The 13,457-nt window shown below is 64.5% G+C and carries 8 protein-coding genes; 5 read left to right on the forward strand and 3 right to left on the reverse strand.

Annotated features, from left to right (window positions below; translation table 11 throughout):
- Nucleotides 1-248 precede the first annotated feature (248 nt).
- Entirely contained in the window at nt 249-1,493 is a 1,245-nt protein-coding gene (locus tag ABZ195_RS28305) for a DUF1254 domain-containing protein (RefSeq protein WP_355223205.1), read from the reverse strand.
- A 422-nt stretch (nt 1,494-1,915) separates the two neighbouring features.
- Here ABZ195_RS28305 and ABZ195_RS28310 point away from each other — a divergent pair, with 422 nt between their 5' ends.
- Together ABZ195_RS28310 and ABZ195_RS28315 are read left to right on the forward strand one after the other, a co-directional pair.
- Nucleotides 1,916-4,219 carry an arylsulfatase gene (locus ABZ195_RS28310; RefSeq protein ID WP_355223206.1) on the forward strand — a complete coding sequence of 768 codons (2,304 nt, stop codon included), beginning with the start codon at nt 1,916-1,918 and terminating at the stop codon, nt 4,217-4,219.
- Nucleotides 4,220-4,236: 17 nt separating this feature from the next.
- On the forward strand, nt 4,237-6,714 hold the full coding sequence (locus tag ABZ195_RS28315; RefSeq protein ID WP_355223207.1) for an arylsulfatase: 2,478 nt from the start codon (nt 4,237-4,239) through the stop codon (nt 6,712-6,714).
- A gap of 902 nt (nt 6,715-7,616) precedes the next feature.
- Here the strand turns inward: ABZ195_RS28315 and ABZ195_RS28320 are convergent.
- Both ABZ195_RS28320 and ABZ195_RS28325 read right to left on the reverse strand, forming a co-directional pair.
- A complete protein-coding gene (locus ABZ195_RS28320) occupies nt 7,617-8,282 on the reverse strand; it encodes a response regulator transcription factor (RefSeq protein WP_355223208.1) in 666 nt (221 codons plus the stop codon).
- Nucleotides 8,279-10,345: a histidine kinase gene (locus tag ABZ195_RS28325; RefSeq protein WP_355223209.1), complete on the reverse strand. Its 2,067-nt coding sequence runs from the start codon at nt 10,343-10,345 to the stop codon at nt 8,279-8,281. Before ABZ195_RS28325 ends, ABZ195_RS28320 begins: the two co-directional genes overlap by 4 nt.
- Before the next feature lie 250 nt (nt 10,346-10,595).
- On the opposite strand from ABZ195_RS28325, the gene ABZ195_RS28330 reads away from it, so the two are divergent.
- From ABZ195_RS28330 to ABZ195_RS28340, 3 genes are read left to right on the forward strand one after another with little or no spacing between them, the layout of a single operon-like run.
- Nucleotides 10,596-11,219 (forward strand): (2Fe-2S)-binding protein, encoded by a 624-nt coding sequence (locus tag ABZ195_RS28330; protein WP_355223210.1) that lies wholly within the window; start codon nt 10,596-10,598, stop codon nt 11,217-11,219.
- A gap of 4 nt (nt 11,220-11,223) precedes the next feature.
- Complete coding sequence (locus tag ABZ195_RS28335) at nt 11,224-12,201, forward strand: xanthine dehydrogenase family protein subunit M (RefSeq protein ID WP_355223211.1); 978 nt, start codon at nt 11,224-11,226, stop codon at nt 12,199-12,201.
- Nucleotides 12,198-13,382 carry a molybdopterin cofactor-binding domain-containing protein gene (locus ABZ195_RS28340; RefSeq protein ID WP_355223212.1) on the forward strand — a complete coding sequence of 395 codons (1,185 nt, stop codon included), beginning with the start codon at nt 12,198-12,200 and terminating at the stop codon, nt 13,380-13,382. Before ABZ195_RS28335 ends, ABZ195_RS28340 begins: the two co-directional genes overlap by 4 nt.
- Nucleotides 13,383-13,457: the final 75 nt, after the last annotated feature.

A 13,457-nucleotide genomic window follows, 5' to 3' on the forward strand; every position in this document is an offset into this window, starting at 1 on the left:
AGAACAGGAGGAAACCCCCGCGGCACTGCCCGCCTGAACGATCAACTCGAAGAATCACACGACGACGTCGTACACCACGTCCATGGACTTGACCTCATCCATATGTCATTTTGGACATCGGAGTGAGATAAACGGACTTATCCCGCTGTGCCTGCTGCTGTTGCCTGCGGCGGATGATCGTCGAGGGTCCGGTCGGCGGTTGAAAGTGGCCGCCTTCTTCGTCGTTTCGTCGCGGGGCCCTACCGAGTTCAGTGAACGTTCTCGAAGTCCGGCATCTGATAGTTGCCGGCTTGGATCTCCTGCCCTGGCCCGTATAGGCGCAGAATCAGGTAGACGTCCTTCTCCGGAATAGGCAGGAAGTTGGGGTTGTCCTGGTTGTGGTCGACGTCGGCGCTCATCTCGATCGTGTAGTAGCCCTCGGAATCCGGTGTGAGTGTCCGGTCGCCACGGCTGTGACGGTTGATCGCATTGTGGGCCATGAGCCGGTCGTCGGTGCCGTACACGGTGAACGACCAGAACTCGCTGACGTCGGGGGGCTGGAATCGTGCGCGATATGTCCTGCCGTTCGAACCGTTGATGGGGTTTCCGTCTGAATCGGTCTCGACCTTCAGATAGATGGATTCGGCCGGCGGCAGTCCCCATTGGCCGATGTAGGTTCCCTCGGCGAACAGGTCGCGGGGATCGTCCTGCAGTTCGGCTCGGGTTCCGAGGAGTTGTGCGCTGTTGGTCATCTGCGGCGCGAGTGCGGCCAGGTGCGCCATCCCGAGCTGCTCGCCCCGGGCGGCGGCCGCGGCCTGTTCGTCAGTCAGGTCGGTCTGGCCCGGGTTCAGTCCGATGGCCCCATACCGCGCGAGCCAGTCGGCGTCGGCCTCGGCCATCGATCCGTCGGCCAGCACGAAGTTGACCCGCTGCACCCAGTTGGTGGATGCCGGATCCGGGAATCTGCGCGTGACCGGCGGCGGCCCCGCAACTTGGTTGAACGCCGAGAGTGTCTGCAGTGCCCATTGGTCTTGGTACGCCTGAGCGAGCGGGAGGTCGTCGCCGCCGGTTGTCATGATCCGTCCCATCACCTTGATGATGTTGGAATCCGAGCGCACCACCTCGTCGATCCCGTCGGGGACCGATCCGCTCCAGTGACCGGCGGCGAAAAGGAATCGTCCCCCTCTGGTCCCGCGCGTGCGCGACCCGATCATGGCGTTGGTGTAGTGCCCTAGGTCCATCGTGTGCAGGATCCAGTACCGGCCCTCATCGAAATCGGGCACGGTCACGACCACGGGCTGGGCGGCGACGTCGAACCATCCCTGCAGGTGCAAGGTGTCGTTGTTGATGGTGGGATGGTCGGTGTACGTGTCATCGGCGAGTTCGCGCAGCCGCTGAAACTCGTTGAGCGCGGTGCCCGGCTTGATGGTGGTCTCGTAGAGGAACTTGTAGGCCTCGTCTATTGAGTACCCGTAGAGGAATGCGGCCTTGGCGAGTTCATCGGACAGCGGCATACGGCAAGGCTATCGGGTGATACGACCGCAAACAGCCGAACGTGTCCCGCAGCGAAGGCCACCCGATAGTTGTTGGCGCCCTGCAGTTGTGTGCCGGTGGAGAACCGATGAGTCTAGGTTTCTCCTGGTCGGGTTGGCCGGGGCTCGACCAAAACAGCGCGGTCCCGCAGACGCCTAAATATGGTGGGGTGATGAGCCAGACGCCAGATCGGGACGGTCGGGACCATTCCACAGCTGCGCTGCAAGCCGGTGAACGTTGGCCGGGGGTAACCCGGCGTACGGCGATCAGCTCCCTGGCGGGGCTGGGGGTGGGCGGGGCGGCATCGGTGTCGCTGTTGGCGGCGTGTGACAGCGGTGGCGGGCAGGCGCCTGGGGCGGCCCCGTCGGCGCCTGCGGGGCCGCCGGGTCGTGAGCATCTACCGATGAACGATCCGCCATTCACCGGCAAGGTCGCAAAGACGTATCAGGATTCGGTCGAGGCGTGGCCGGAGCTGCCGAAACCGCCCGCCGGCGCGCCGAATGTGGTGATCGTGGTGCTTGACGACGTGGGGTTCGGCCAGACGGGCACCTTCGGTGGGCCGGTTCCCACCCCCGCGTTGGATAAGTTGGCGGCAAAAGGGTTGAAGTACAACCGGTTTCACACCACGGCAATCTGCGGCCCCTCACGAGCGGCGTTGCTGACCGGGCGTAATCATCACAACTGCGGGTCGGGGTTTCTGGCCGAGTGGGCGACCGGCTTCCCCAGCTACACCACGATGCTGCCGAAGTCGACTGCCACCATCGGCAAGATTCTGAAGGAGAACGGTTACAACACGGGATGGTTCGGCAAGAACCACAACACCCCGGATTGGGAATCGAGTGTGGTGGGTCCGTTCGACCGGTGGCCCACCGGGTTGGGCTTCGATTACTTCTACGGCTTCAATGCCGGTGAGACCAATCAGTACTACCCGGTGCTGTTCGAGAACACCGTGGCCGTGGAGCCAGACAAGTCGCCCGAAGAGGGCTATCACTTCATGACCGACATGACCGACAAGGCGATCGGTTGGATGCGCTACAGCAAGTCGGTCAACCCCGATAAGCCGGTGTTGATGTACTTCGCTCCGGGTGCGATGCACGCTCCGCATCTGGTGGCTCGGGAGTGGCGGCAGCGGTTCACCGGCCAGTTCGACCGCGGTTGGGATGTGGTGCGAGATGAGACATTCCAGCGGCAGCAGACGTTGGGGGTCATCCCGCCGGAGGCGGAGAACACGCCGCGTCCGGATTGGTGTCCGGCATGGGATTCGCTGAGTCCGGACGAGAAGCGGTTGTACGCGCGGTTCATGGAGAACTATGCCGGCTACATGGCGTTCGCCGATCAAGAGATCGGCCGGCTACTCGAGGCCGTCGACGCGCTGCCCGACGCCGACAACACGTTGATCCTTTACATCGTCGGGGACAACGGCGCCAGCTCCGAAGGCGGCGTCACGGGTACCGTCAACGAGATCATGGCGCTCAGCGGGATCGACGCGACGCTCGAGGACAACCTGGCGCTTATCGACGAGATCGGTGAGCCGGGAACTGAACCGCACTATCCGCTGGGTTGGGCGTGGGCGGGTAACGCGCCCTTCCAGTGGGTCAAGCAGGTGGCCAGCCATCTCGGGGGTTCTCGTAATCCGATGGTGGTGTCGTGGCCGGCGAAGATCAGCGAACACGGCGGTGTGCGTTCGCAGTTCACCCACCTGATCGATCTGGTGCCGACCATCCTGGAAGTGGTGGGCATCCCGGCGCCCAAGTCGGTCAACGGGATCGAACAGAAGCCGATGGACGGGGTGTCAATCGCGTCGACGTTCGGCAGCGCCGACGCCCGGCCGGTGCGGCAGCGTCAGTATTTCGAGATCTTCACCAACCGCGCGATCTATGACGACGGGTGGATCGCCTGCGCGCAACACACGCTTCCTTGGCGCCAGGATCTGGCACCGGGCCATTGGGAGAACGACCGCTGGGAGCTGTATCACCTCGATGAAGACTTCAGCGAGAACCACGACCTGGCCGGCCAGCACCCCGACAAGTTGGACCAGTTGAAGAAGTTGTTCGACGACGAGGCCGAGAAGTACGGGATCTATCCGTTCGACGACCGCGGGGCGGCCCGACTGGCGGTCCCGAAACCACCCCCGGGTGGCGGCGACCCCAACCGCCGAAACTTCACCTACTATCCGGGCGCGATTCGGCTGCCCGAAACCGCGTCACCGAACACCAAGAATCGCGCGCACCGCATCACCGCCCACATCGTCGAACGCGGCGACGGCGTCCTGCTGGCCTCGGGCGGATCGTCGGCTGGATTCGTGCTGTACGTCCAGGACGGCAAACCGCACTACGAGTACAACTGGTTCGACCGCGAACGCACCACGCTGGCCGGGTCGGCACAGCTGCCGGAGCATGCGTCGACGGTGACGTTCGACTTCCTCTACGACGGCGGCGGCGGTGGTAAAGGCGGAGAAGCGATCCTGCGCGTCGACGGCGCCGAAGTGGACCGCAAACGCATCGAGCACACCGTGGCCGGGCGATTCGGCATCGATACCTTTGGTGTCGGGATGGATACCGGTGCACCGGTCAGCAAGGCCTACAAGCCGCCGTTCCCCTACACCGGCCGGATCGAGCGGATCGACATCGAGATCGGCGAACCCGGACTCGATCCCGCCGAAGAAGCCGAACTACACGCCCGCTTCACCGCCGCCAAGGAATACTAACCAGACAGGATCCGGATGTGACTGACATCGAGCTCGCCCCCCGCACGCACCTGTCCCGACGAAAGGCGTTGGGGGGCTTGGCTGCAGCGGGTGCGGCGGCCGCAGCGCTGCCTCCCCTGCTGTCCGCGTGTAACAACAACACCCCCTCCGACACCTCCACGTCGGGAACACCGCAGCAGCCCGCCGGTGAATGGCCGGATCGCACCACGCTGCCGATCGAGCCCTACCAGAAGGTCGGCAAGATCGACCGGACCGTGGCGGGATCGGATCCGATCGACTGGCCCAAGGAGATCGCGGCTCCCGAGGGGGCGCCGAACATTCTGCTGGTGATGACCGACGACGTCGGGTTCGGCGCCTCGGAGGTGTTCGGCGGCCCGATCCCGACCCCGACGTATGCGCGGCTGGCGCAACACGGCCTGCGGTACAACCGCTTTCACACCACCGCGCTGTGTTCACCGTCGCGGGCGGCGCTGCTGACCGGTCGTAACCATCATGTGGCGTCCACCGGGATCATCATGGAGTTCTCCACTCCGTTTCCCGGCTATCACAGCATCGTGTCCCGCAGTGTCGGCACTCTCGGCGAGGTGCTCACCGGAAACGGTTACGGGACAGCTTGGTTCGGCAAGAACCACAACGTGCCGGACTGGCTGACCACCCCGGCCGGGCCCTTCAACCTGTGGCCCTCGGGCCTGGGATTCGAATACTCCTACTGCTTCCTGGGCGCCGACGCGCACCAGTTCCGGCCGGCGGTCTACGAGAACAACCTGCCGGTCGATCCGTATCTGGGCCGCGAGGACACCTACCATCTGGACGCCGACCTCGCCGATCGGGCCATCCACTGGATCCGGATGCAGAAGGCCGTCAACCCGGACAAGCCTTTCCTGGCGTACTACACCCCGGGGACGGCGCATGCGCCGCATCACGCCCCGAAGGAGTGGATCGACAAGTTCAAGGGCAAGTTCGACCACGGCTGGGACCGGCAGCGGGAGATGACCTACGAGAAGCAAAGGGAACTCGGGGTCATCCCGCCGGATGCGGTGCTGAACCCGACGCCTGCGGACTACCGGCGCTGGGATTCCCTGTCGCCGGACATGAAGCGGGTGTGCGCCCGACAAATGGAATGCTACGCAGCGGCGTTGTCGCACTGCGACTTCCAGATCGGCAGGGTGGTGGACGCCCTGGCGGAGATGGGCGAGCTGGACAACACGATGATCGTGTACATCCAGGGCGATAACGGTTCCAGCGCCGAGGACCCGTCGGGTCGGGGAATGACCAGTGAGATCGTCACCCTAGGAAACGGCATCGACGACCGCGACGACTTCATGGTCGAGAACATCGACCAGTTCGGCGGCATGTGGTTCCAGAACCACTTCTCGCACGGCTGGGCCCATGCCATGAACTCGCCGTATCAGTGGGACAAGAAGATCGCCTCCCACCTGGGCGGCAGCCGCACCTCGATGGTGATCTCCTGGCCCAAGGGCATCAAGGAGCCCGGCGGGCTGCGTTCGCAGTTCACCCACATCACCGACATCGTGCCGACCATCCTGGAGGCCGCGCAGTTGCCGATGCCGAAGACCATCGACGGCATCGAACAGGTGGACCTAAACGGCACCAGCCTGGTCCCGACGTTCGACAATGCGGATGCGCCCGAGACGCACACCACGCAGTACTTCGAGGTTATCGCCAACCAGGGCATCTACCACGACGGCTGGATGGCCAACACCGCGCCCAAGCGGCTGCCCTGGCAGGGGCGCGGTCCGACCAATCCGGACCCGTTCGAGGAATACGAGTGGCAGCTCTACCACCTCGACGAGGATTTCAGCCAATCGAAGAACGTCGCCAAGGACAATCCCGACAAGCTCGAGGAGATGCGCCAGCTGTTCCTGCGCGAAGCGGAGAAGAACAAGGTCTTCCCGCTCGACGACCGCTACCTGGAGCGGTTGAGTCCAGAGAATCGGCCGCAGCACAACGCCGGCCGTACCATCTACACGTACTTCGACGGCGTCACCCGGATCACCGAGGGCATGGCACCGAACATGAAGAACACCTCGTATTCGGTCACCGCAACCGTCACCGTCCCACCCGCCGGGGCTGAAGGCATCCTGATGACGCAGGGCGGCTGGTTCGGCGGCAACGCGCTGTATCTTCTGGAGAGCAAGCCGGTATTCGCTGTTGCCGCTTCGCATTACCCCGAACACAAGTTCCGGGTCGAAGCGCCGAGCGCCCTGGCCCCCGGTAAGTACGACGTTCGGGTGGACTTCGCCTACGACGGCGGTGATCCCGGCAGCGGCGGGACGGCGACATTGTTCGTCGACAACGCCCAAGTGGCCCAGGGACGCATCGACCGCACCGTCCCGGTTCGAGTGTCCGCCGACGAAACCTTCGACGTCGGCGAAGACAGCGGCACACCGCTGAACCGGGACTATGACGTACCGTTCCGGTTCACCGGTGAACTGCACAAGCTCGTCGTCGAACTCAAACCCACCAAGCCGTGAGGCGGCTCGACTTCTACCGAGATGGGTCGAGGAGGAGATCCTGGCCTCGTGCGGGTTGTTGCTCAGGCGCTCAAAGGCGTCTGCGACGCCGTCGAGACCGACGGTGCCGGTGAGTAGTGGAGTGACGTCGAAATCCCCGGCGGACAGGTGGGCGAATGTGGCGGCGAACTCTTCGGCGGAGTAGAACAGCGAAAACCGGATGTCGAGCTCTTTGAGGTCAAGCCCGCAGCGCCGACGCACTCGAACGCCACTGTCGGCCGCAGCGGCAACTGGCCGAGCACCGTGCTCGGTGGCGCCATGAGCGGGGGATCTTCGGTGGCCGCGGCCGCCGTGAAAGCCTCGAACGGCGAGTCCTCGCCTGGATCGACGACGATTCGTGATTGGCCCGGCACGTCACGTTGTGACCCCACCGGTGTCATGTGACAGAACTATGGCTGACTTGGCCTGATCGGTGTGAACGATCTCGGCCGCCGGCTAGGCCGGTCACGGGGCGCCGCTGGAGGAAATGACACGAATTTGAGACGAAGCCCCGATGACACGACGTGAGATGACCGGAGACACCGCAGTTCAGAGGATCGGGGTGTGACACGCGAAATGAGAAGCTACAGCGGTTGTGGCCTCTCAGGTTTGATGTCCAATTCTCAAGTGAGATGTCCACCCGAGGTCCACTTGGACATGAGAGTGAGATTTTACGGTCCTCGCCTCAATGATCGATAGGCGGAGAGCGGGTTGCGTCGGACAGCGATCGTGAAGATCGTGCGGCGGGGTTCCAGGTGGCGAGTCGCCGGCGGCCGCATTCCGGTCATCAGTTCTACAACCGCTGAGGTTCCCTCCACCACCAGAGGTTCCGCTGATCGTGGGTTCCCATCGGCGCCGGATCTTTGAGCACCGTTGGGCAGCAATCAGCTACGTTCGCCAAGGCCTGCTTCGCGGGCCCGTACGATGGCTTCGGACCGGTCAGCTACCTGAAGTTTGGCGAAGATGTTCGAGACGTGGTTGGCCACGGTCTTCGGGGAGATGAACAGTGACCGGCTGATGGCGCGATTGGGTTGGCCGGCCGCGATGAGTTCGAGTACCTCCCGCTCCCGGTCGGTGAGCTCGGGAAACGCTGGTGCAGTGGGCGAGTGAGGCTGGGTAAAGAAGTCGATGAGGCGATGCGCGATGGCGGGTCCGAATATGGCCTGACCGTGGGCAGCGGCCTGGATGGCACGAATGATCTCCTCCTGCTCGGCGCCCTTGAGCAGGTAGCCAAGCGCCCCCGCACGCATGGCGGAGAACACCGAGGTGTCGTCTTCGAACATCGTGAGCACCAGGACGGCGATGCTCGGGTTGGCTGTGACGACTTGCCGGGTTGCCTCGATGCCGTCGGTGTCGGGCATCTGCAGATCCATCACGATGACGTCGGGCACCAAGTCGTTCGCCGCTGCGATGGCCTCGGTCCCCGTACTGGCCTCGCCGACCACCTCGATGCCGCTTGTCGCGGAGAGGATGGTCCGCAATCCGCTGCGCACCAAGGGGTGGTCGTCTGCGATGACGACGCGCACTGCGGTTGTCTCGAGATCGTTCATCGGGTCCTCAGTGGAAGCTTGGCAAGCACACGGGTGCCGCTGCTGGCGCTGGGCTCCACCGACAGTGTGCCACCCAGTTCGGCGGCCCGCTCTCGCATCGATGCCAGCCCCACTCCAGGGCGCCAGCTGGCGCCGGCACCGATCCCGTCGTCGGTCACCTGCACCTCCAATGCGCCGTTGACGGTGAGGCGGAGTTCGCAGTGACTGGCCTTGGCGTGCCTGGCCACGTTGGTGACGGCTTCGGCGCCGATCCGGTAGGCGGCGACCTCGACGGCAGCGGGCAACGGCGGCAAGTCATCGGCGGCTTCGACCGTGACGTGCAGGCCGTCGAGGCGGGCGCTGCCTGCGCGGACGAACCCGGCGGCTTGCTCCCGCAGTGCGCGGACCAGTCCCAGCTCATCCAGGGCGGGAGGCCGAAGGTCGTATACCAGGCGTCGGATACCGTCGATGGAGGACTTCACCTCGGCGCGAAGATTTTTGAGGAGTTCGTCGGCGGCGGCTGGGTCGCTGCGCAGGACGTTGCGGGTGGCGTCGATCTGCAGGGCGACCGCGGTCAGCGTCGGTCCGAGACCGTCGTGCAGATCGCGGCGCAGTCTGCGCCGCTCTTCCTCGCGGGCGGTGACTAGACGTTCGCGGGAGCCCTGCAGCGCGGCGGTCAACGCGACGGCGTGCGCGGCCACCCCGGCCTGACGGGCGACATCTTCGAGAAGCCGACGATCGGCCGGGGCGAATCCCTCGTCGCCGCTACGGGCGGCGAGCACCAGTGCACCAACGGGAACTCCCTGGTATTGCAGGGGAAGTCGTAGAGCTATCGGCGCTGGGTGACCGTACTCGGCGACCGTTTGCATGGCGTCGACTCCGGCCTCGTCGCGAGACCCCGGCGCGGGAACCTCCACGGCGACATGGGGGAGCTTGAAGGCTTGGGCCACGGTCTCGACGAGCCCGGGGAGCACCTCGTCGACCGCAACGGTGGATTCCAGTCGTTGGCCCAGGCGCGAGAGTACTTCGTAGGGTTCGTCGCGGCCGCCGTAGAGCAGTCGGTTGACCCCTGATTGCAGACGCTGCCGCAACGGGCTGAACGCCGCCGCGACGACACCGGTCGCGATGAGCGCGGGTACGTACCCGGCCCGGGTCTGCAGAATCGCACCCGTCGCTGCGACTACCGCCACGTAGATACCCAGGATGAGCACGGTCAGCGTCGCGTAGACCAGCGAACGGTTGATGATGACGTCGATGTCGTAGAGGCGGTACTTGAGGACGGCCACCGTGATGGTTCCGATGAGTACTGCGATGTGCAGTTTGAACGCCAATGTGGTCGGAACGCCTGGCGCCATGTAGGTGAGTACCAGGGTGACGGGCAGAAACACCGCCACCGAGGCGAGCCACTTCAGCTGAAGCCGTTCATCGCCGCGCGCGCGGCGGAAGCGCAAGAGCAGGCTTACCACGCTCACGGCGATGGTCACGTCCAACAGCGTCTTGCCCGCCAGTCCCACGATGGCGAGGACCGAATGGGAACGTTGCATGGCGACGACGTTGTTGACGGTGGCCAGGCTTCCCGTCTCCACCATGGTGCCCGGGCGCAGGATCTGCGCGATCAGCAGCGCCACAGTTGCGGACACGGCCACGGCAAGCGCAGGAGCCCACCGGCGGGACAGCAGTCTTCCGTCCGGAAACAACAACAGCACGACTGGGATGATCCCGAGGTAGACCACCCAGGCCCAGTTGGCCAGCCACAGAACAACTTCCCCGCCGGGAACCCGGGAATCGTTGAGCATCAGGGCATAGACCGCGTACTCATTGCCCAGGGTGGTGACGGCCGCCGCCAGGCTTGCCCCGCAGAACAACCAGCCGAACGGATTGCGCGGCCGCTTGGTCACGATCAACACACCCGCGGCGGCCCACGTCAGTGTTTGGAGCACCGTCGCCGTCCACAACTCGGTGTTCAGTCCCGTGGTGTCGACCGCAGAGTTGATCCAATGCAGCACGACGGCGGCGATGGCCATCAAAGCTGCCAGCGCGGCAACACCGCACGCCGTCCTAGTGGCGCCTCGACCCAACGTCATGAGTACAGCATGAAGCACCCGGCGCCCACCGTCACGGGTGCAGATTCCCGACCCGGGTCGGGACCACAGGCCCACTCGCGGCCAGGAGGATCTTCCCGAGCGGTCTAGGTGCCTGCACCCATGACGACCGGATTCCCGGAGCGAAATGATCCGTTAGACCGAAGGCCCACTCCGCGGGCGCATCCCGGTGTGTCCGCCGAGCGCTGCAAAGGCCGATCATGTCCAACCGCCTGGGCAGTGAGGATATCCAATGACAGAGAATCCCAAGGTGTCGCAGGACGCTGGATCGTCGGGACACATCCGGCGCCGGACCTTCGTCGGTGCGACGGTGGCAGTCGGCGGCGCAGCCATCGCGATCCCGCTGCTGCAGGGACGAAGCGACGACCAGATCGCACAGCCTGGTGGGAACGAAACGTCGGTGCGGATGAGCATCAACGGCGAAGACCACGACGTACTCGTCGACAACCGCACCTCGCTGCTCGACATGTTGCGCGAGCGTGTGGGATTGACGGGCACCAAGAAGGGCTGCGACCAAGGGGCGTGCGGCGCATGCACCGTGCTGATCAACGATCAGCGGGTGGTGTCCTGTCTGATCCTGGCGGTCATGGCCGAGGGTGCCGAGGTGATCACCATCGAGGGTGTGGCCCGCGGTGACGAACTGCACCCCTTGCAGCAGGCCTTCATCGACGACGACGGCTTCCAATGCGGATTCTGCACACCGGGACAGATCATGTCGGGCATCGGATGCATTCGGGAGGGGCACACGTCCTCCCCGGAGGAGATTCGAGAGTGGATGAGCGGCAACATCTGTCGCTGTGGCGCCTACACCAACATCGTGACCGCGGTGGCGCGGACCGCGCCGAACGGAGCGTGACCGAGTGTTTCCCTTCCAATTCAGCAGGGCAGCAGACGAAACGGCCGCGTTGGCTGCTGGCCGATCGGGTGCGCGCTACATTGCGGGCGGCACCACGCTGGTCGACCTGATGCGCGAGACCGTCGAACGTCCCGAATCGGTGGTCGACATCAACCGCTTGCCCTACCGGGACATCGACACTGATTCGGCGAGGTTGCGGGTGGGCTCGCTGGTCAGGATGTCGGACCTGGCGGCCCATCCGGCGGTGCGGCAACAGTTTCCGGTAATCAGTCAGGCGCTGGAACTCAGTGCATCAGCACAGCTGCGCAACATGGCGTCCATTGGCGGAAACCTGATGCAGCGGCCCCGCTGCCCGTACTTCCGCGACGTGTCCGCGAGCTGCAATCGGCGCGAGCCCGGATCGGGATGCGCAGCCATCGATGGGTACAACCGGATGCTGGCCATCCTGGGAACCAGCGATCAGTGCGTCGCCACTCATCCCTCCGACCTTGCGGTGGCGCTAGTTGCGCTCGACGCCGTTGTCATAAGGCGGGATGGCGACGGGGACCACCCAATCCCATTGGCAGACTTCTATCGCCAGCCGGGCAATACTCCTGAGCAGGAGCACGATCTTGGAACTGGTCAACTCATCGTCGCGGTGGAGGTGCCCGTGCGTCCAGGAACTCGACGGTCCGGTTACTTGAAGGTTCGCGACCGACAGTCCTACGAGTTTGCGCTGTGCTCGGCAGCGGTGGCGCTCGATATCGCCGGTGGCACTGTGCGAAGCGCTCGCGTGGCGGTCGGCGGTGTCGGCACCGTGCCATGGCGACTGCCAGCGGTGGAACGGGCGGTAACCGGTCGCCGACCTAGTCCCGAGTTGTGGGCGTCGGCCGCCGCACTGGCTGCCGACGGCGCAAAACCGCTGAGCGGGAACGACTTCAAGGTAGATCTGCTCAGACGAACCGTCGAACGGCAACTCACGACTGTCGCGGGTCTGGCATGACACAACCACAGATCGCCGTCGGTACCGCACAGTCCCGAGTCGATGGACGGCTCAAGGTCACAGGTGCGGCTACCTACGCCGCCGACCACGCCGTCGACGGTGTCGCCTATGCCGTGATGGTGGACAGCACCGTGGGACGTGGTCGCATCACCGCCATCGACACCGGTGATGCGCTCGCGCATCCCGGCGTGCTGCAGGTGATCAACCATACGAACGCGCCCCGGTTGGCCTACCGGGACAACGAAGGTTCCAACAACCCGCCTGGGGCACGGCTGAAGGTCTTCCAGGACGACCGGGTGCTGTTCTTTGGGCAGCCGGTAGCCGTCGTCGTGGCCGACAGCCTGGAGGCAGCCCAACACGGCGCACGTCTAGTCGCGGTGTCCTACGAATCACGTTCACCATCAACAGATCTCGTGAGAGCTAAGGCCGACTCGCCGACGCTTTACACCCGAGGTGACGCCGAATCTGCGCTCAGCACCGCTCCGGTGCGCCTCGATATGACCTACCGCACGGCCCGCAACCACCACAACCCCATGGAGCCGCACGCGACGATCGCCCGCTGGGACGGCGACGAATTGACCCTGTGGGACAAGACTCAATGGGTGGTGGGTGGTACTCAGCAGGAACTCGCCTCGGTGTTCGGTATCAACCAAGAGGCGATACACGTCATCTCCCCGTTCGTCGGCGGCGCCTTTGGTAGCGGTCTGCGAGCCTGGCCGCACGTCACCGTTGCCGCGCTTGCGGCTCGGCAGGTGGGGCGCCCCGTGAAAGTGGTGCTGTCGCGGCGGCAGCTGTACTTCGGTACCGGTTACCGCCCCGCGTACACCTACCAGGTGGCGCTGGCCAGTACCCGCGACGGTCGACTCACCGCTATGAAACACGACATTCGGGGTGAGACGTCGAGTTACGAGACGTTCACCGAGGAAGTCTTGGCGCCAGGGCAGATGCTCTACAGCGTGCCCCACGTCGCGCAGTCATATTCCACCGCGCCGCTGGACGTCAATACCCCGATCTGGATGCGCGGTCCCGGAATGGCAACCGCCGTCATGGTTGTCGAGTCGGCAATGGACGAACTGGCCTGCGAACTGGGATTGGACCCGATCGAGCTGCGTTTGCGAAACGAACCAGACGGCGACCAGTCGAGCGGGTTGCCCTTCTCGACTAGTGTCCTGAGTCGTTAATTGCGGCCTAGTTGTTAGACTGGGTCATGCCTACTCCGCATGCCGTCGAGATCGTGTTGAGCGCTGATGAGCGCC

It is taken from the genome of Mycobacterium sp. NPDC006124, from assembly GCF_040614235.1.
Lineage (GTDB): Bacteria > Actinomycetota > Actinomycetes > Mycobacteriales > Mycobacteriaceae > Mycobacterium.